Raw genomic sequence first — 19,617 nt, 5'->3', positions numbered from 1 at the left:
ACCTTCTTTCTCCTAAAAATCCACCCGGACGGTGTCGCCGCCCGTTACCTTGGCGTAAATTACCCTGTTGGAGGAGAGGTTCTTTACCCGGATGATCTGATTCTTACGTCCTTCCTCCTCCGACAACCCGATTGCGGCAATCATCAGAACGTCGTTATCAAGCAAAATCCTCACGACCTTTCCCCTTTTTACCAGGGTCGGCTCGCTGAGCAGATTTCTTGTAATTTCCCTGTTGGCGCCAAGGGTCATAGTCAAAACCTTGCCTGCCGCTTCCGATAAAGTCGCCAGGTTCGCCGGCACTCTTTTCAGCCACCGCTTCTGAACATACATGTCGCCGGATTGGATAATCTGGTTCCTCGGCAGTGACCGGGCGCTCACCACGACATCTGTAAGCACCTCCATGGATACGCTTACCGACCTTTCCCGCAGCAATTTCCCCGCTGAGTAAAAACCAACGGTTAATGCCGAATAATCAAGAAAATCCTCGCCAGGGCGGCTGGTCACCCGCAATGACACGGCAGAAACAGGCAATTCCTCATCCGCCACATGCGACCGAAAAGAGACGCGAACACAACCAGCCGGCCAGCGGCTGTTTTTTTCCACATAGCCCGTTACCGCCGCCTTTATAACTTCAGCCGCAACCGTTGCCGCCTGCACCTGCATCGCGGAGAGCAGCGATAACACTATCAGAATAAACGCGCCCACTTGATATCGTTTCAATTGTAAAAACAATTTGCCCATTTTTATACCAGTTTCCCGGCTATCTCTTCAAATTATTGATAATTCCCAACATGCTGTCGGCGGTCTGAACAGATTTGGAATTTATTTCGTAGGCTCGCTGCCCGACGATCATGCTGACCATTTCGTCAATGACGCTGACATTGGCCATTTCCAGAAAACGTTGAGTAACCGTGCCGAATCCATTTTCCCCGGGATTTCCGGCAAACGGTTCGCCGGAGCCCTCGGTTTTATCGTAAAGATTTCGGCCGAGGCTTGTCAAACCGGCCGGGTTCAGAAAATCGGCAAGCTCGATCCGGCCCGTAGCCAGCGCCGCGCCCGTATTGTCACTGGCGGTCCAGGTGCCGCCGCTGTCAACGGTAAAGGCAACCGTCCCCTGAGGTGCGGATATCTCCGGCGTTACCTTCAACCCCTCGGTATTGGTGACGATCCCGTCCCGATTAATTTTGAAACTGCCAGCTCGTGTGTAGGCGGTGCGGCCGTTGTTATCGATCTGAAAAAAGCCGTTTCCCTCGATCGCAAAATCAAACTGGTTCCCCGTCTGCTTGTAATCGCCCTGCGTAAAAATCTTTTGCGTTGCCGTCGGCTTCACCCCCAAGCCAACCTCGATACCCGCCGGAAGCTGGTTCCCCGCTGATGTCTGCGAACCGGACTTGGTCAGCACTTGATACATAAGGTCTTGAAAATCCGCTCGGGATTTCTTGAATCCCACCGTATTGACATTGGCCAGATTGTTGGCAATAATATCCTGTTCAAGCTGTTGCGCCCCCATTCCGGTAGCCGCCGTCCATAAAGACCTGATCATAATAACCTCCTGAATTATTTATATATTTATGCCGAGCTTAAGCCAATCTTCCAATTCTACTGACGGCCAGTTTGTCCATATCTGTAATTGTCTGGATAATCTTCTGATATGATTCAAAGGCGCGCTGGACATCGATCATCCCTACCATCTCCTTGAAAACATTTACATTCGACATCTCCAGCATGTGCGACTTGATATCAGGGTTCGCAACCCTTTTTGCACCCGCCGTTCCCTCATCCCGGAACATGCCTTCCTTGGTTCTCGCCAGCGCCTTGGGGTTGTCAAAACTGACGATGCTCAGTCTGTCCGCCGGCGCGCCGTTCACCATTACATTTCCCCCGGGGTCAATGGAGAAATCCTTTACCGATACCGTAATCGGCCCCTTGTCTCCCATAACCAATCCGCCCGCCAAAGTCGTCATACGGCTCTGGCTGTCGAGGGTAAAACTCCCCTTGCGGGTATATTCCGTCCCGGCCTTGGTCTGAATCTTAAAAAAACCTCCCCCTTCTATTGCCAGATCAAGCACATTGCCTGTTTCCTTGAGCATCCCCTGGCTGTAATCCACGATGGCGCGGGAAGCGACGGGAACAGGCCCCTCTTTGGCATCTGCAGCGGTGGGCGCGCCCGGATAGAAATTCTCCATTTTAAAGCCGGAAGTAGATGAATTGGCAAGATTATTAGCGATTGAGTCAAGCTGATAAATCTTTTCCGAACCAACCTTTGCCACGTCAATAACCCCAAAACCCATGATCGCCTCCCCACTGTTTTCGCTTCCTCAATGCAAACAGCATGCCGTAAGCAATCACCCTTGGACAAAGAGGGGCCTGTAGATCATCCTTCACAACCACGAACGAAGACAAACTCCCCACTACTCAGCGGCAAAAGCTGCGAGTTGCGCGCAATTTTAAAAATAAGCGCAGTCAGCGAAATAATCCGGGATAAGATTTTCAGATGCTTTTTGTCGGATTACAGGAAAAGAAAAAGGCCGAACAGAATGAAGAAAGGGAAAAAATTTCCCCCGGGGCAGCATTAACGAACTCGTAAAAATCGGGGATAGAGACACTCGGGGATGACAATCTTTTTTAAGTGCTAAATCGTTACGGAGATGCGACACATTTCAAAAGCATCGCCATCAGACCCGCCTTTTTTCGTTCATCGAATAGACAAAGGCCAGAATTTCGGCTACGGCCTTGTACAATTCCAGGGGGATCTGTTCCTCAATATCGACCTTGCTTAACAGTTGCACGAGGGCCGGATCGCTTTTTATCGGGATATTGTTTTTTTTTGCCAGCTCAATGATCTTTTCTGCAATAATCCCCTTGCCTTTAGCCGTCACGCGCGGGGCGACATCCTTTTTGCTGTCATATTGCAAAGCCGCAGCTTCAATCATTTTTTTTTGATACGGCATAAAGATTATTCCTCAAGCAAAAACATTAACCGCGCCCCGGTCTAAAAAAAGCTCCTGGTAGCATTCGCCCTTGGCCTTGGCAATGGAATCGCTCTGAACACAATTCAGAAAAACATCGGCAAAGCCAATCTCTCTGATATTTTTCTCCAATTCCTGGGTAAAGCCGGAGACAAATTCCTGGACCGCAGGCTCTGCAAATTTTAGCACGCAGCCAAGCTTGTTGCCATTTAAAGAGGCATCGACCATCATCTCGCCCAGGGCGTCCAGACTTAAAAACATGACGACCTGATACCGCTTGCCTCCGCTCGCGTCATTTTTTTCTTTTTCCGTATTGATGAACAAATCGGCCGTTCGGACGTCATTTTGCAAAAAAACGGGTATCTGGAAAAAAAGTTCTCCCTCCTTTGCCGCAGACTGCATATTGATTATCTGGTTTCCTTCAATCGTCTTAATGGCCTTTTCCGAAAACTCAAGCAGCCTCGCCAGAGTTTTAAGATTATCCGGGCTGTTTTCCTTCCCCTGCTGCGCCTTCAATTCCGTCGAAAGTTGCTGCAGCAATCCCTTCAGAGAGTCCTGCTTCAGATTTTTTAAATCCTTTTTGCCTGCAAGTACCTGCCGCAAATCAAATTCCAGAAACATGCCGAGGTTGGTCAGATAGTTTTTTAACGAAAATTGATCCTTTCCAGGCGCGGGAGACAACATCAATGAATCAAGAATATTGGCGATTTTCCCAATAATTTTTTTTGCGCTGTCCGAAAGCGCGTTCAGAAGAGAGCCTTCGCTGAAAAGCTCCCGCCCCAACGCAAATATATCCCGCAGCGCCTCCGGGTTGGCGCTGCTGTAAGCGGCATAGCCGCTTATTATTGAAGAGGACTGATCCCCGCGCTGGACGATGCTGAGGACAACCTGCGGCTGGAGCTGCTCAACCCGGACTGTAAGCCTTTCGCCTTTGGCAAGGGGAAGTTCGGAGTTCGCGGATAAACTGCCGTTCTTTATTGTCAAAAGAAAACGGGATGTTCCTGTTTTGGCATCAACAACCGCCTCCACGGTCTCCCCCAAAGAAAGCGGCAACGCCGAACTTGTCGTCTTACCGGCCCCGGATGTCCCCTCCGCAGAGTAAAGAGAAATTGTCGGCATCTGTATGGAAGGCATCATTATTCACTTTTTTTCAGGGTTTCCAGATCGACGATAAGGGATATCTCCCCAGAGGGGACGCCCGTGCGCTCCGCAATCTCCTCGACAGACAAACCGCGCTTCAAAAGCCCGGCGATGGACGTATAATCTCTGTCGCCTGCTGCCTCCGGATTATTCCGCTTGGGGGGCTCGCTTTGCCCTATTTTCAGGTCGATCTCTTTGAGGAGCGCCGCGAGCTGTTTTTCCCGGGCTTCGAGACTGAGTGCCAATTTTTCAAAACGCCGACAATTTTCATCGAGGCTGCCGAGAAATCTCTCCGAGTCGCCTTGAGACTGGTTTATCAAATTTTGCAGCTTCAGAAACAATTCCTGGTCGATAGCCGGGCTCTTTTCCCGGTCAAAAGACTTCCGCAAGCGCGCCAGTAAAAAAACTATAATTAGACAAAAAATTAAATCGGCAATGATCTGCAACGCAAATATCGTGGGAATGCTCATTTCACACTCTGATGTTGATATGCCCTCCCTCTTGCGGCATATCCTCTTCCTCATTTTCGCCAAAGCTGTCTGACGCCTGCCCCTGTCGGCCCTGTTGTTCCCGACGGTTCTCTTTTTGCTCCTCGTCCCTGATAACGGCACGCTCAGTTTCTTCAGAACTCTTTATCGCCTTCTGCAGCAGTTTTTTTTCTTCCCGTGCCTGGATATCCAGATACCGCTGCTGCATCTCCGGGTGCTGCCGATCCACCTGCTGAACCCGGTTGGCCTTTTCTGTCTGAATAATAACCTGCTGCGCATCTATCGCCTTAATCACCGCAGCTCCTCCTGCAATTATGGACAAAAAATGAGTTTTTACCCTTCACAGGCGTTATCGACATACAAAACTAAAATCTTTAATACCTTACGGCACTTGTACATATTATGCGGGGAAAGGGCCTTTTAAATGGCCGTATTCGATTAAATTATCTTGTAAGGCAGGCGCAGCGAAATGATGTTCCGCCCGCTACGGGCAACCACTTCTATCTGGAAACCGTAGCTTTTAAGAAGCATAAAGGCATAAAACAAACCATGTTCTGCAACAGGAAACGCTTTTATATCGGGCATAACTCCTTCCCCACCAGAGCGCTTGTAATAGGTGCCGGCAATCTCTTCGCCGCTGTCCTGAAAAACTATACGGATCTCAACATCATCGTAATCGACAGCAACCGTCAACTCCTTTTCCGGCATATTCGCCATTCTCTGCCGGGCGGAATTGATCAAAGCCGATAGGCAAAGGGAATAACCGGCCCTCTCCCCGTAAATCTCAGGCACATTATCTTTAAACGTCATGCTTTTATTGACGTCGTGCTTAAAATCAAGATAGAAATCGGCAAATTTCATCTCCGCTTCGATCAGTTTGGATATGTCGAGTTTTTCCTGCCCGCGCGCGGAAAGGGCTAAAATCTTCCCCTCGAAGTTTCTGAATATCGAAAGCATCATTTCCGATTCTCCGGAAAGGATGACGACGTCATTTTTTATCCTGTCGAGTCTAAGTTCCCTGTATAATTCTGGATGAAGCGACTCGATGCTCTTGAAACTCTTCGCGACGCGCGCCTTCATCAACTGGACTCTGCCCATTATGCCGCCGAGCGGGTTGGCAAGGTTATGAATAGCCCCGGGGATTATCCTCGCCATAATGTCGCCAAGAAAAAGCTCGTTGAGTTTTTCGTAAAGACCGTTGTTATCCATTGCCGTTCACCCCTGCCCTGATTAGAAAAATACTGCGGCGAACATATCAAAATCGGGGTTACAATACAACAAATTTGGTTACCCAGACGTTCTTTACAAAACCTTTTCCCAGAAGCGTTTCCAAAGAATCGATGATTATTGCCCGCACTTTTTCAATCCCCTCTTTACTTCTGGTAATCTCCGCCGCTGTCCCGTTAACAGCTTTATATATCGCCCCTCTGATGAGAACAACCTTCTCCTGGAACAGTCCCTGGCGAGCAGAATCCATTTCCAACACCAAATCCATAGACAAAATTCGGATGTCTCTATTGCCTTCTTTGAGCGGAATCAGAAAATCCTTTACCTCCTCGACAATGATCCCTGGCCGGCCGATAACGCCAACTTTGCCGGGAGCGCCCGCAGCACCGTGGGAAACCGCTTGAGGCGCGGGACGAGACGCCTCCCTGGGCGCGCCCATAAAAAAGAACAGGGCCAGGCCTGTGCAGACAAGCACGAAAAAAACCGCGCCTGATATTATAAACAACCGGGAGCGATACCACCGAGCAGGAGGCTTCTGCGGCTGCTCTTCTTCCTTCAAGCCTCTTTCATTGGTAGAGATTGTTGGTTCTTCAATATCAAGCGTGTCCAGACTGACTTTTTTTGTCATTTTCTTCTCTTTAGCGATAATCCTTTACCAAACTCCTCAGCCGCAGCACAGCCTGGGCATGAAGCTGGCAAACCCGGGATTCCGTCAATTCCATGACCCGGCCGACCTCTTTCATCGTCAATTCCTCGTAGTAATAAAGGGACAGCACCAGCCGCTCTTTTTCCGGCAGCGCGTCTATGGATTTTTTCAAGCCGGCCATCAGCTCGCCGCCGAGCAGGTTTCGCAGGGGATTGTCGTTTTGGAGAGACTCCAGCGCCTCCGCGGAGCTGTGCTTTTCGAGATAATCGGGGGGAAGATCCTCTGCGCTTAAGAGGGAAACGCCGCGGGCGTCGCCGAGGAGCTCGTGATATTCCTCTATTGAAACGCCCATATAACCGGCTATTTCTTCTTCCTCCGGCTGCCGCCCCAGTTCTTTCTGAAGCTCGGACAGGGCCTTTTCGATATGGCTGTCCTTGCTGCGCGCCGATCTGGGCGCCCAATCCCGCTGGCGCAGTTCGTCCAGCACCGCCCCTTTTATCCGCAGGTAGGCGAAGGTCTCAAACTGGACATTGCGTTTGGCGTCATATTTTTCGACGGCGCCCATCAAGCCGATAATGCCAACATTGACAAGATCATCTATATCCGCTCGGTCAATGGGAAATTTAGCCGCCATTCTCAAGACGATATTCTTGACGAATGGACAATATTTTACAATAAGTTCGTCCCGGCTTTTCTTATCCATTGCCAATCCCCGGATTTCGGCGCTCATCTATAGACGGCCGGCGAAAAACCGTTTCAAAAAAACGATATGTTGCCGTCGTCCTCGTAATCAGGGTGTTCACCGGCCAGTTTCTCCGCAATCTCGCGGATGCATCTGCCTGCCGGAGAGTCAGGAAACAGCTCTGCAACCGCCTTCTGCCTGCGGACAGCCTCCGTAACCTTTTCGTCGCTGACAATATGCCCCAGATAATTTACCGTCAGGTTAAGAAAATGGTCGGTCGCCTTGCTTAATCTTCCGTAAACCTCTTTTGCCTCTGCTTGACTCTTTACCATATTTACGATCAGACGGAACCTTTTTTTGGCATGTCGCTGATAAAGCACCTTAATCAGGGCATAAGCGTCGGTAAGGGAGGTCGGCTCCGGCGAAACGACCACGATAATTTCCCGCGCCGCGGCGTTAAAATACATGACATTCCCGGCAATCCCCGCCGCCGTGTCAATAAACATGAAATCAAGCCTGCGGCGAAGATCGCTTAATCCATCCAGCAGCGTTAATTTCTGGCCGGCGGAAAGCTCCGCCATTTCCGTTATCCCCGATGAGGCGGGCAGAATCATGATCCCGCCGGGGCCCTTAAGCACCGCTTCGGAAAAGGTTTTTTCCCCTTTCAGAACATGATAAAGATTGTATTCGGGCGTCAACCCCAGAATTACATCGATATTTGCCAACCCCGTATCGGCGTCAAGAATCAGCGTCCTCTTGCGCAGCCGCGTCAGAAAAAAGGCAAGATTGACGGCTATATTGGTCTTACCGACTCCGCCTTTGCCGCTGGTAACTGCAATTGCCCTTATTTTTGAGGGACTCCCGCCCTCCGGCGATTCTGACCTGCCGTTTCCCAGAACCGCTTCGCCTTTCATTTTTCTCAGCATCACCGCCTGATCCATCTACAGCTCCCCGGACGCGATGAAGCGCGTCCCTCCATTTTTAAACATCAAGCTTCGGTCTTTCCACCTTTTTTGCGACGGCTGGCCGTCAGAAGGGTTTCAGACGACATTAGCATATCAGACAGGTAAAACGTCTGCTCCGCCATAATATGAAGATTGGAAAACCAGCTCCATAAGCCTGTCGGGATTTGCCTTTTCTATATCATGCGGTACGTTTTGACCGGTTGTAAGGTATGATATGGGCTTCCCGGTTCTTTCGCTGATATCGTAGATAGCGCCAAAATGGGTGCATTCATCGAGTTTCGTAAATATTATCTGGTCACAGCCAAAGACGTCAAATCTGGCAAAAACATCCATCATATTCTCCCGGCTCGCGGTTAGACTCAAAAGCATGTTTGCCTCCGGCGCCGCTTCTCCGGAAAACATCTCCTTGAGTCTCAATAAATAACTGCCTGCATCACCCCCTCGGCCGGGGGTATCGACGAGGATGCAATCCTTGTCTGCGAATCTCCTCAAGGCACGGTGCAGAGCTTCCCTTGAGTCGGCAACCGCCAGCGGCAAGTCGATGATTTGCGCATAGGTTTTCAATTGTTCGAGAGCGCCGATCCGGTAGGTATCGGCGGTAATCAGGCCAACCGATTTTTTTTGTTCAAGCGCGTACCGGGCGGCAAGCTTCGCCAGCGTTGTGGTCTTCCCGACGCCGGTAGGTCCCAGAAATACCTTGACCCGCTTTTCCTCCTGCCTGGTTTTGACAAACGCCCTCTTCAGCGCCTCTTCAGCCTTCAGCCAGCCCCGCTTAAAATCCATTCCTTCCGGAGGGGAAACCGCGCCGCTGATCTCGGCCAACAGTTTGAGCGCACTCTTTTTCGACAATCCGCGGCCGACAAGTTCTGAATAAATCCGGGCCATAACATCGCTTTTTTCGTAAATTCGGGAACCCGAAAGGTCAATAACGGCATCCATTCCCTCTTTTATCTCGGCCAGCGCCGCTTCAATTTTCCCTCTTCCCGTCTGGCCCAGCAGCGACTTTATTTCCCTTATTTCGTTTTTCAGTGATAATAAGCTGTCGTTTTCTGCTGCAAAAGCGCGGCCGCTTCCCGCCCTCGGAGAAACTATCCTGGCAAGATCCTTTTTTTCAAAGCCGCTATCGATTGCGGCCAGCACCTCGATACGGCCCTTTTCTCCCGGCAGTTGCTGCGTGGATAAAACAATCGCGTCCGGCCCCAGCTCCCGCTTAATTTTCACAAGAATATCCTTGATATTGGACGCTTCGTATCTCTTTACCTGCATATTACAACTCCACCATGCCGAGGGAGCGGATGTTTACGTCCCGCACAATTTCATTATGGGACAGCACGACCAGATTCGGGAAAAATTTCTCCAGTATTTTGCGGAGATAAATCCTCGTATTGGGCGAGCAAAGAATAATCGGCTGGAGTCCTTTTTCGGTGAAGGAGACGATCAGTTTTTGCAGATTGCCGACCAGCCCCTTCACCATGTTCGGATCGGGGGAAACAAAAGACTCAAACTCCGTATGCTGAACCGCGCCGGTAATTTTATCCTCCACCGCGGGGGAAATCATCATGACGGTAATGTTGCCACTGGGATCCTGATACTGTCTGGTAATGGCCCGGGCCAGCGACTGCCGTACATAACCGGTCAGAACATCGACATTTTTGGTCAGCGACATGTAATCGGCCAATGTCTCAAGGATGCTCTGAAGATCACGGATGGAAACCCGTTCCCGGAGAAGCTTCTGCATTACCTTTTGCAGGGTTCCCAAGGGAACAATCTTCGGCACCACCTCTTCGATCAGCTTCGGATATGTCTCCTTCAGGTTGTCGAGGAGCTGCTGCACCTCCTGCCTGCCCAATAGCTCATCCGCATGCGATTTAAGAATTTCGGTGAGATGCGTCACCAAGACGGTAGCCGGATCTACTACCACGACCCCCTTCATCTGCAATCTTTCTTTTTCCGCGTCCGTAACCCAGACGGCCGGTAGCGAGAAGGCCGGCTCTTTTGTTTCAATTCCTCTTATTTTTTCCCCTTTTACATCCGTGGTGATGGCAAGGCTGTACCCCGGCATCAATTCCGACCCGGCAATCTCCACACCCTTCATAAGTACTGAATACTCGTTAGGTTTAAGTTGAAGATTGTCCTTGATATGGATGGAAGGCACCACAAACCCCAGCTCCTGGGCAATTTGCTTTCTTAAGGCCTTGATCTTGGCCAGCAATTCGCCGTTTTGCGAGGCATCGACAAGATAAATCAACCCGTACCCTACCTCCAACCCCAAAAGATCAAAGGGAACCACGCCCTCAGCCGCCTCCTCCACCGGCGCCACCGGAGGCGCCTCCTCCGGGGCGGCAGTTCGCGCCGACCGCAGCATGAAAAAGGCCAGTAAGCCGGTTAGGCCGGCTATCAACATAAAGGAAAACTTCGGCATGCCGGGGATGAGCGCAAAGATGAAAAGCAGGAGTGCGGCAGCGCCAACGGCCTTCGGCTGACTGAAGATTTGATTCTTCAGCTCTACCCCCAATTCGCTCTCCTCGGCGGTTCTGGTGACAAGCATGCCGGCTGCCGTGGAAACGATCAACGCCGGCACCTGGGAAACAAGCCCGTCGCCGACGGTAAGCAGGGTGTAATTACGCGCCGCTTCGGCAATCGGCATCCCCTGCTGCAGAATGCCGATGATCAGCCCGCCGATAATATTAACGGCGGTAATAATAATTCCGGCAATGGCGTCGCCGCGCACAAATTTGCTCGCGCCATCCATCGCCCCATAGAAACTCGACTCGCGCTCTATTTCCCTTCTTCTTTTGCGCGCCTCCGTATCGGAAATAAGGCCGGTGTTCAAATCTGCATCGATGCTCATCTGCTTGCCGGGCATCGCATCGAGTGTAAACCTGGCCGCCACTTCGGCAATCCTGGTTGCACCCTTGGTTATGACGACAAAGTTGATGATGACCAGGACAATAAAGACAACAAACCCGACAACATAGTTGCCGCCGACGATAAATGTCCCGAACGACTTTATCACCTGACCCGCCGCCTCCACCCCCTCGTTGCCGTGCAGCAGGATGAGCCGCGTCGAAGCCAGATTCAACGAAAGGCGAAGCAGGGTGACGATCAAAAGCACCGAGGGGAAAATGGAAAATTGCAGCGGCTTCCTAACGTACATGGACATCATCAGGATGATGATGGCGGCGGTCAGGCTGATCGAAAGCAGGATGTCAAGCGCTACTGCCGGCATCGGCAAAATCATGACGATCAGAATCGCGACCACGCTTATCGAAACCACCGCGCTGCTTGCATCACTCTTATGTTTTTTTAAATCATCTGCCATAGTAAATATTTATAATCTTTAAGTTATCATTTTTTGAGGTTGTAAACATACGCCAAAACCTCGGCCACGGAACGATAGAGATTCTCCGGGATCAAATCATTAACATCAACCATCTTATACAATACCTGTGCCAGAGGCTTGTTTTCCACTAACGGAACGGCGTTTTCCCCCGCTATCTCCCTTATTTTCGCGGCTATAAAACCGGCGCCTTTGGCAATCACCCGTGGCGCAATCTCTTTTTTCTGGTCGTACTTCAAAGCGACCGCCAAATGGGTTGGGTTAGTGATGACGACATCCGCCTTCGGCACGGCAGCCATCATTCGCTTGCGGGCCATTTCCCGCTGCAGGCGCTTTATTCTCCCCTTAATGGCAGGGTTGCCTTCCGTATTCTTGAATTCATCCTTTATTTCCTGCTTTGTCATCTTCAACCCTTTTTCATATTCCCAGCGCTGATAGGCATAATCAAAGATTGCAATGGCGATCAGCACCCAACCGGTTGAAAGCAAAATTTTAAAGGTAATTCGCCCGATGTAAATCAGGATCTCCCAGACGGTCTGATCGGCAAGCAGCAGAAAGCCCTTTACCTCATTTTTCACCACAACATAGGAAACTATCCCGATCACCAGCATCTTGAGGATATTTTTTATCAACTCCACTACGGAATTAAGGGAAAAGAGCCTTTTTAGTCCCTTAAGAGGATCGATTTTGGAAAACTCCGGCTGCAGGACGGAGGACGAAAAGAGAAACCCCACTTGCACGACATTCGCCAAAATTGAGATCAGGAAGATCACGGCAAAAAGCGGCATCATGATAAAAAAAACCTTTGACATCAATGCTATAAGAAGAAAAGAAATGTTATTTACGTTGATCGCCGTCTGCCCCGCGGAACTGAAGATCGAGGCGACTAAGGACATAATTTTTTTAAAAAGGCCGCTGGAATTGAAATAGAAATAGATCAAACTGGCAAAAAGGATGGCGGCGGAAGGAACCTCCCTGCTCCTGGCAACCCGCCCCTTTTCCCGAGCTTCTTCCTTGCGCTTGGGTGTAGCCTGCTCGGTTTTCTCCTGCCCTTCATCTTTTTCTTCGGCCATCGTCCATACCTTTTTTAAAGCGACGGTAGTTTCCGTCAAAATTTCCGGTAACCGTCAATATTCCGACAGGCGGCTTTAGGCTGATCGCTGCCTGCTGATTGCCCTCATCCTTCAGATGCGCATTAATCTCATAAGGGCGCTTATATCGCCGGACAGGCTCAAAAATATCTGCGCTGCCATTCTTACAAAAACAGGGGCGGCAAGCCCGATAAACATAAGACCAATGCCGATCTGGAGAGGAAAATTTATTGCAAATACATTCATCTGCGGAACCGTCCGGGCAACCATCCCCATTGCAATATTGGAAAAAAGCAGAACCGCCATCACCGGGGCGCTGATCTTGATTGCGATAACAAATATCTCCCGGAAAAGAATCAGCAGCCCCTGAAAGAAAGCGCCGGTAAAATGAACGCCCAGCGGAGGGAACAGCAAATAGCTGTCAGCAATGGCGGATATGAAGATGTGGTGGGCGTTGACGCTCATAAAGAGCAGCATTCCCAATAAATATTGAAACTCGGAAATGACGGTGACCTGAATGTTCGTCAGCGGATCGACTACGCTCGCAAACGAAAAGCCCATCTGAAAACCCAGTATCTCGCCGGCAATCTGGATGCCTGCAAAAACGAGTCTCGCGGCAAACCCGATAGTTACGCCGATTAACATTTCACCGGCAATGCCCGAGATAAACAAAAGGTTGGTAAAATTTCCTGCTTCCGAAAAGCCCGCTCGGACGACCGGGAACAGCATAAGGGAGATCAATAAGGATAGTCCCCATTTCACTGAAGCCGGGATTCTTGAATCTCCAAACACAGGAACCATCATTAGAATAGAGCTTACCCTGATCAGGACAAAGATAAATCCTTCTGTCAATTCCAATGAAAAAAGAGGGAGTCGCATCGATCCAATATCCGTAGTCAATCGTTTATATGAAGCGGCGCTATTTTATTGCCATGGGAATGCTGGCGATCAAATTGTGGGTGTAGGAAACCATCATGTTGATCATCCAGGGCAATGCAGCCACGAGCACAACCATGACCGCGATAATTTTAGGCACAAATACAAGGGTGATCTCCTGTATCTGCGTCACCGCCTGAATGATGCTTATCAAGACACCAATCACAAGCCCGACAATCAGTACCGGCGCCGCAACCAGCATGGTAACCTTTATGGCCTCCGCCATAAGACCAACAACCGCATCAGGGGTCATAATTGTTCACCTTACCAATTAATTCCAAATACATGCATTTACTATTTAAAACTCTGCACAAGCGATCCGACGATCAGATTCCAGCCATCTACAAGCACAAAAAGGAGCAGTTTGAATGGCATGCTGACCATGACCGGCGGCAGCATCATCATCCCCATTGACAAAAGAATGCTTGCAACCACCATATCGATAATCAAAAAAGGCAGATAAACCATAAACCCAATCTGGAATGCCGTCTTCAGCTCACTGATGATGAAGGAGGGAATGAGTACCGACAGTGATACAGCGGATGGTTTTTCCGGTCTTTTCTCCTTGGAAATATTAACAAAAAGGGCAATGTCCTTTTCCCTTGTCTGACGGAGCATAAAATCCTTGATGGGAACAGCCCCCCGGGAAAGCACCTCTTCCCAGGAAATCTGCTCTTCGTAATAAGGCTGAAGGGCATCGGTATTGACCCGCTGCCAGACCGGCGCCATTATGAACATGGTCAGGAACAGCGACAGCCCAATGATTATCTGGTTGGGCGGCATTTGCTGGGTGCCCAGGGCATGGCGAAGCAACGACAAAACCACCAGAACCCGCGTAAAGGACGTCAGCATAAGCAGGATAGCCGGCGCCATCGACAGGACGGTAAGCATGAAGAGAAACTGAATAACCGCCGCGACCTTGCCCGGTTCGTCGGCCGTGCCACCAATGCTCAGATTGATATTCGGCAGCGTCAATGATTGGGCATAACCGCTGCTGTCAGAAATAATAATGAGAAATATTATCGCGCTCAGAAGAATCATAGTCCAGACGGCATTATTTTTCGTCTTTACTTTAGTCATTTCCTCATGCCGCGCCTTTCCTTGAAGAAAACCTCCAGCCTGTTAAAAAACCTGTTTTTCTTCATGTAATCGGTAAATGACGGCAGAGATCTATTCTGTTCTTTGAATTTTTTCAGTTTTTCCAGAGCCTCTTCCCCTGATATTTCAGTCAGATATGACAATTTGTCGGCGGAAACCCCAATTACAATCACCTTTCCCAGAATTTCCAAGATCATGACACTGCTTTTAGGACCGAGATAGCGCGCTGAAACAATATTAATAATTGAATTATCAACAAAGGCCGGCGCCGCATTGGGCAAGAATTTTTTCAGCAGATAGACCGCCCCCAGCAGCAGGCCAAGGATCACTGCAAGGGCAAAAATCATGTTCAGGAATGATGACATAATTGAAACGGATTCCATCAAAAATCATCCTTTGCGTAAAAGTGTCCGACGCCGGCAAACACTCATTTCAGCCGGTTCACCCGCTCGGCGGGAGAAACAATATCCGTCAGGCGCACGCCGAATTTCTCATTGACGACAACCACTTCACCCCTGGCTATCAAGCGTTGGTTGACATATATATCCATCGGTTCCCCGGCGAGTTTTGTAAGCTCTATTACCGACCCCTGCCCAAGCTGAAGAAGTTCACTTATCAACAAGCGGTTTCTTCCCAGTTCCACCGTCAAGGTGAGGGGAATATCGAGGATGAAATCCATATCCAGGACGCCTTTATCATTCGGCCCTTTGTGCGGACGATTGTCGGCAAGCTCCTCAAAACGGACCTCATCGACTTCTGTCTTGGGCGCCTCCTTCTTTGATTCCGCCATTTCCTGCTGAACATCGTCCCAGGAAAGGTTATCATCATTGCCGCTCTTGGCTGCATTATCTCCGCCCTCCGGCGACGCCGACATCTCGTTCATCAAGCGATCAAGTTCATTCTGATCCATAATCTATGCCTCTTTTGCAATTAGTTCTGTAATCCGACCGGCCATATTGCCCTTGTGACAGCCAGGTTCGACCCTGTACTTTGCGACACCTTCGATAAATGCGGTCAGCGGATCGGCCGCGAATTGATTCAGACGTATGACATCCCCTTTTTGAAGGTTTAACAAATCCCTGCCGTTGATATTGGTTTTTCCCAACTCCACAGCAATGTCCAACCCGGCCATCATCATGTAATCCTTAAACCTTCCCGCCCATACCTTATCCACTTCCATATTTTCGCTCTGATAGCCCGCCTGCAATTTTTCCCTGATGGGTTCAAGGGAAGAATAGGGAATGCACACAGACATAACGCCTGTGGTGTATTCCAGCTCCACCTCATAATTAATCACGATCACCACGTCCGTGGGGGGAACGATCTGGGCAAATTGCGGATTAATCTCCGAGCGCAGGTAGGTAATCTTGATATCAAGAAGCGACTTCCAGGCTACCTCCAGATCAGCCAACGCGCTGAGGACGATTTTCTTTATCAGGTTGTTCTCAATCGGGGTAAACTCCCGCCCTTCAATCTTGTAAGGGGCAGTTCCTGAACCGCCGAAGATTAAATCAACCAGCGTAAAAATAATTTTTGACTCAAAGACAAACAGGGCGCTTCCCCGCAGGGGATCCATTTTAAAAAGATGCATGCTGGTCGGAACGGGAAGCGTCTTCATGAATTCCCCAAATTTCAACATATCCGTGGACATGGCGCTGACGTTTACAACCTTTCTTAAGGTTGAAGACATCGTGCCTCTGAATATTCGGGAAAATTTCTCGTTCATCATCTCCAGGGTCGGCATCCGCCCGCGGATGATTCGGTCCTGACTTGTCAAGTCATAAGAGACAACCCCCTCTGAAACAGTTTTATCGACAACCTCTGTTTCTACCTCTCCGCCGGAGATGCCCCTGAGCAGGGCGTCAACCTCTTCCTGACTCAATATATTCGCCATGTCTGCGCCTCTACTGTCCTGAAAAATTACTGAACGATAAATTCCGTAAAATAAACCTTCAGCACCTTGCCTTTTGTTAAAAAACTGTTTAAGCGGAGAACAATCTCATCGCGAAGGCGCTGTTTACCTGCCGGTTCCATCAGTTCGGCATAGGTTTTCGCTGTCAACAAGTCCAGGAGATTATCCCTTATCTTTGGCTTCAAAATTTCCATATCGGCAATAATTGCCGGGTCGGACAGTTCCAGTTGAATTACTATCTTCAGGAATCTTTCCCCCTGATTTTCGGCAAGATTTACGATAAAGGGATCAAGGGACCAAAGAGGACCGACGAGCGGCGCTGCTGGTTTCTTAGTATCTTTTTTATCCGTTTCTCCCTTATGACCCAAAAAATAAAGCCCGCCGGCAACCCCGCCGCCAACCACAAGCAAGGCGATCAGAATTATGATTATCAGCTTTACAGACGATTTCTTTTTTACCGGAACCTCTTCCTGTTTATCCTCTGCTTCTTCCTTTGCCATATTCACCTCTCAAAGTTTCAGGAAAGTTAAAACAATATCCACCCGCCGATTAGCCTGCCGATTGAGTTCGCTATCGTTGGGCGCCGCAGGGCGGGTATCGGCATATCCGGCGGCGGACAGACTTTCCGGAGCTATTTCGCCTGATTCCGCCAGCCAGCGGACGACCCTTGCGGCGCGCGCCATGGACAGCTCCCAGTTGGACGGGTATTTACTGCTGTATATCGGCGTTGCATCCGTATGACCTTCGACGCGTACGGAAACATTGGCCTTGCTTAAAATTTCAGCGATTGTTTCTAATATCTTAGCCCCTTTTTCTGAAATATCCGCCGATCCGGAGGGAAAAAGGAATTTTTCATTCAAAGAAAGGAAAAGCCCGTTTTGAGTGGGGGTTGTTTTTACCCCATCAATGTTCTCAAGCCTCCCGGCAACAACGTTTCGCCTGCCGGCAACGGGATCATCAGGCGACTCTCCATTTTCTTTTTTCCGTTTAACGCTCTCGATATCCTTATCCTGCAAGGATGACGTTATAGATTTGGGCTCCTCTCTGCGGGCCTTCACGTCACTCGCCTCGGCGCCAACAACCTTTCTTGCCGAATCGGCAATGCCAGCAGTCTTCGTTTTTTCAAGGGTGGACATTGAAAGAATCAGCACAAAAAAGGTCAACAGCAGCGTAATCATATCGTTAAAGGTTATCAGCCATTTTCCGTTAGACGCCGCACCTGGGTCATCCACTCTTCTATTCATGGCTTTTACCTCGCACTGAAGAGATTTTGACTCCTGGCTCAATATAAATTTCTATCCTTCTGTTCCTGCTTCTTTCTATAGGATCAGCATTCGCAGCCAGGGGGTGATACTGGCCAAAGCCTTCGGCCGAAAGCCTCTCGGCAGGAAAACCCTTCTTTTCTATGAGATATCTGACAATATTTACAGCGCGTTTAGTGGACAATTCCCAGTTTGAAGGGAATTCTTCCGTGTTTATCGGAATATCGTCGGTATGCCCCTCAACCCTTAAAAAAAGATCGCGCTCAACGGCAATTTTGGAGATTTCCTCCAGATAAGGATAAATCTTATCGCTTACAGTTGCAGCGCCGGAGGGAAAAACCATATCACTATTAAATCTTAATCTTATCCCTCGCTGAAACCGCTGTACAGTAACATCGTCCCGAAAATCGGAACCCGCGCCTGAATTTTTCAGCGAATTTACTGCATCGCTTATCCATGCACCATCTATATCGCCCTCAGAACCCGCCAGTCTGTCGTTTTTACTATCAACTTTGATAACTTCCTGATTGTTCGCTTCCCTTTTGACAGCGCCTCGCAAATGTCCCATTTTCCTTTTATCCATCACGGAATAGGAGATGAGCATGACAAAAACTACCACGAGAATCAAAGACAGAGAGCTGTATGTTATCTGCCAGTCTTCGCTTGCATCATCTTTACTGGAATATTTCAATTCCCGTTTTTTCATCATTTGAACAACGACCTTCTCTCCTGGGGAGAAATAAACGAGTGCAGTTTTTGTTCGATTATCCGCGGATTATCGCCCGACTGCACCGACAATATGCCGTTAATGATCAACTGTTTTTCCAGCAGCTCCTGATTGCTCAGACGTCTTAGCTTGCCGGCAATCGGGAGAAAAACGAGGTTAGCGAGAATTACCCCGTAAAATGTTGTAACAAGGGCAACCGACATGGCAGGACCTATTGTACTGGGATCGCTCATCCGCATCAACATCTGCACCAAACCTATCAAGGTCCCGGTCATCCCCATCGCCGGGGCCACATTTCCCATGGTTGTAAAAATTTCCGCACCCAACCGGTGCCTTGCTTCGATATAATCAAGTTCGGTATCCAGAATGTTCGCAACATTTGCCGGTTCGATGCCGTCAACCAAAAGGTGCGCCGCTTTGACAAAAAATGGATCGTCTATTTTTTCAGCCATTTTTTCCAGGGCCAGCAAACCCTCTTTTCGGGCAACTTTTGACATTTTAACCAATATTTCAATAACATCGTTTGTGCCATCCCGTTTTTTCAAGAAAACATGTTTAACTACCTTAAAAACGCCAAAAACATCCGCAAGCGGGTAGTAAATAAAGACAGCGCCGAAAACGCCGCCAAAAACGATCAGTGCAGAAGGAAGATCCAAAAACCATGATAAGCCTCCCCCTGAAGACATTGCAACAATGACAAGACCAAAAGCGCTAAAAATACCAATTATTGTAGCTATATCCATTAATTCCATCCAATATGTTGATAAACGGTCTGCCACCGCAACCGATGGCAGTAATCAAAGCAATTAGCATACCATCGCCGAAATCTGTTTGTATAAACCTTCAAAAACGGCAATAATAAATGCTGCCGCAATTTAGACTATTGATTATTGCTCAAAAGAAGAATTTATACAAGAATCAGGTTTCAGTATATACGTGTCAGGCACTTACACGAAGATAAACTTCTGCGGATCGCCTTTGTCGGCACGCTGGCTTAAATTGCGCATACTTTCCATAGGATGTTTATGGGGAGAAAAAAGGAGCAGCAGCAGAATAGGCCTGCCGCCAAAGGGCGTTAAGTCAAATATTTGACATAAAAATTATAATCGGCAAGGGAGCCCCTGTTCATGGACT

23 protein-coding genes and 1 pseudogene are annotated in these 19,617 nt (G+C 49.1%); all 24 read right to left on the bottom strand.

What is annotated here, in order from left to right:
- Positions 1-12 precede the first annotated feature (12 nt).
- Positions 13-741, bottom strand: coding sequence for a flagellar basal body P-ring formation chaperone FlgA (flgA, locus tag M0P74_01545; GenBank protein MCK9362276.1), 729 nt, complete (start codon positions 739-741; stop codon positions 13-15).
- Between the two features lie 19 nt (positions 742-760).
- Complete coding sequence (gene flgG, locus M0P74_01540) at positions 761-1,543, bottom strand: flagellar basal-body rod protein FlgG (GenBank protein MCK9362275.1); 783 nt, start codon at positions 1,541-1,543, stop codon at positions 761-763.
- 37 nt (positions 1,544-1,580) lie between these two features.
- Positions 1,581-2,291 (bottom strand): flagellar hook-basal body protein, encoded by a 711-nt coding sequence (locus tag M0P74_01535; protein ID MCK9362274.1) that lies wholly within the window; start codon positions 2,289-2,291, stop codon positions 1,581-1,583.
- A 384-nt stretch (positions 2,292-2,675) separates the two neighbouring features.
- Positions 2,676-2,951, bottom strand: a complete 276-nt coding sequence (locus M0P74_01530; protein MCK9362273.1) for an EscU/YscU/HrcU family type III secretion system export apparatus switch protein — start codon at positions 2,949-2,951, stop codon at positions 2,676-2,678.
- Between the two features lie 12 nt (positions 2,952-2,963).
- Positions 2,964-4,088, bottom strand: coding sequence for a hypothetical protein (locus tag M0P74_01525; GenBank protein MCK9362272.1), 1,125 nt, complete (start codon positions 4,086-4,088; stop codon positions 2,964-2,966).
- A gap of 17 nt (positions 4,089-4,105) precedes the next feature.
- The gene (locus M0P74_01520) at positions 4,106-4,579 is read right to left on the bottom strand and encodes a DUF2802 domain-containing protein (GenBank protein ID MCK9362271.1); all 474 of its coding nucleotides are present in this window, start codon (positions 4,577-4,579) and stop codon (positions 4,106-4,108) included.
- 1 nt (position 4,580) lies between these two features.
- The gene (locus M0P74_01515) at positions 4,581-4,892 is read right to left on the bottom strand and encodes a hypothetical protein (GenBank protein MCK9362270.1); all 312 of its coding nucleotides are present in this window, start codon (positions 4,890-4,892) and stop codon (positions 4,581-4,583) included.
- Between the two features lie 143 nt (positions 4,893-5,035).
- A complete protein-coding gene (locus M0P74_01510) occupies positions 5,036-5,806 on the bottom strand; it encodes a hypothetical protein (protein MCK9362269.1) in 771 nt (256 codons plus the stop codon).
- A 58-nt stretch (positions 5,807-5,864) separates the two neighbouring features.
- Complete coding sequence (locus tag M0P74_01505) at positions 5,865-6,452, bottom strand: flagellar basal body-associated FliL family protein (GenBank protein MCK9362268.1); 588 nt, start codon at positions 6,450-6,452, stop codon at positions 5,865-5,867.
- Between the two features lie 10 nt (positions 6,453-6,462).
- Positions 6,463-7,173: a FliA/WhiG family RNA polymerase sigma factor gene (locus M0P74_01500; protein MCK9362267.1), complete on the bottom strand. Its 711-nt coding sequence runs from the start codon at positions 7,171-7,173 to the stop codon at positions 6,463-6,465.
- Between the two features lie 53 nt (positions 7,174-7,226).
- The gene (locus M0P74_01495) at positions 7,227-8,093 is read right to left on the bottom strand and encodes a MinD/ParA family protein (GenBank protein MCK9362266.1); all 867 of its coding nucleotides are present in this window, start codon (positions 8,091-8,093) and stop codon (positions 7,227-7,229) included.
- Positions 8,094-8,210: 117 nt separating this feature from the next.
- Positions 8,211-9,383 (bottom strand): flagellar biosynthesis protein FlhF, encoded by a 1,173-nt coding sequence (gene flhF / locus M0P74_01490; protein MCK9362265.1) that lies wholly within the window; start codon positions 9,381-9,383, stop codon positions 8,211-8,213.
- 1 nt (position 9,384) lies between these two features.
- Complete coding sequence (gene flhA / locus M0P74_01485) at positions 9,385-11,439, bottom strand: flagellar biosynthesis protein FlhA (GenBank protein MCK9362264.1); 2,055 nt, start codon at positions 11,437-11,439, stop codon at positions 9,385-9,387.
- Positions 11,440-11,465: 26 nt separating this feature from the next.
- On the bottom strand, positions 11,466-12,530 hold the full coding sequence (gene flhB / locus M0P74_01480) for a flagellar biosynthesis protein FlhB (GenBank protein MCK9362263.1): 1,065 nt from the start codon (positions 12,528-12,530) through the stop codon (positions 11,466-11,468).
- A 111-nt stretch (positions 12,531-12,641) separates the two neighbouring features.
- Positions 12,642-13,349 (bottom strand): flagellar biosynthetic protein FliR, encoded by a 708-nt coding sequence (gene fliR / locus M0P74_01475; GenBank protein ID MCK9362262.1) that lies wholly within the window; start codon positions 13,347-13,349, stop codon positions 12,642-12,644.
- Positions 13,350-13,467: 118 nt separating this feature from the next.
- Positions 13,468-13,737 carry a flagellar biosynthesis protein FliQ gene (gene fliQ / locus M0P74_01470; GenBank protein MCK9362261.1) on the bottom strand — a complete coding sequence of 90 codons (270 nt, stop codon included), beginning with the start codon at positions 13,735-13,737 and terminating at the stop codon, positions 13,468-13,470.
- Positions 13,738-13,778: 41 nt separating this feature from the next.
- Positions 13,779-14,564 (bottom strand): flagellar type III secretion system pore protein FliP, encoded by a 786-nt coding sequence (gene fliP, locus M0P74_01465; GenBank protein MCK9362260.1) that lies wholly within the window; start codon positions 14,562-14,564, stop codon positions 13,779-13,781.
- On the bottom strand, positions 14,561-14,965 hold the full coding sequence (fliO, locus tag M0P74_01460) for a flagellar biosynthetic protein FliO (protein ID MCK9362259.1): 405 nt from the start codon (positions 14,963-14,965) through the stop codon (positions 14,561-14,563). The genes fliP and fliO overlap by 4 nt, the downstream gene beginning before the upstream one ends.
- Before the next feature lie 44 nt (positions 14,966-15,009).
- A pseudogene (gene fliN / locus M0P74_01455) lies at positions 15,010-15,273 on the bottom strand (flagellar motor switch protein FliN).
- Positions 15,274-15,495: 222 nt separating this feature from the next.
- A complete protein-coding gene (fliM, locus tag M0P74_01450; GenBank protein MCK9362258.1) occupies positions 15,496-16,476 on the bottom strand; it encodes a flagellar motor switch protein FliM in 981 nt (326 codons plus the stop codon).
- Positions 16,477-16,502: 26 nt separating this feature from the next.
- Positions 16,503-16,994, bottom strand: a complete 492-nt coding sequence (locus M0P74_01445; protein MCK9362257.1) for a flagellar basal body-associated FliL family protein — start codon at positions 16,992-16,994, stop codon at positions 16,503-16,505.
- Between the two features lie 9 nt (positions 16,995-17,003).
- Positions 17,004-17,738 carry a flagellar motor protein MotB gene (locus tag M0P74_01440; protein ID MCK9362256.1) on the bottom strand — a complete coding sequence of 245 codons (735 nt, stop codon included), beginning with the start codon at positions 17,736-17,738 and terminating at the stop codon, positions 17,004-17,006.
- Entirely contained in the window at positions 17,731-18,465 is a 735-nt protein-coding gene (locus tag M0P74_01435) for a flagellar motor protein MotB (protein MCK9362255.1), read from the bottom strand. Before M0P74_01435 ends, M0P74_01440 begins: the two co-directional genes overlap by 8 nt.
- Complete coding sequence (locus M0P74_01430) at positions 18,462-19,139, bottom strand: motility protein A (protein MCK9362254.1); 678 nt, start codon at positions 19,137-19,139, stop codon at positions 18,462-18,464. Before M0P74_01430 ends, M0P74_01435 begins: the two co-directional genes overlap by 4 nt.
- Positions 19,140-19,617 lie beyond the last annotated feature (478 nt).

It is taken from the genome of Syntrophales bacterium, from assembly GCA_023229765.1.
Classification (GTDB): Bacteria; Desulfobacterota; Syntrophia; order Syntrophales; family UBA5619; genus DYTH01.
The sequence above is the reverse complement of the archived record's forward strand: the minus strand, read 5'-3'. Positions and strand labels throughout refer to the sequence as shown.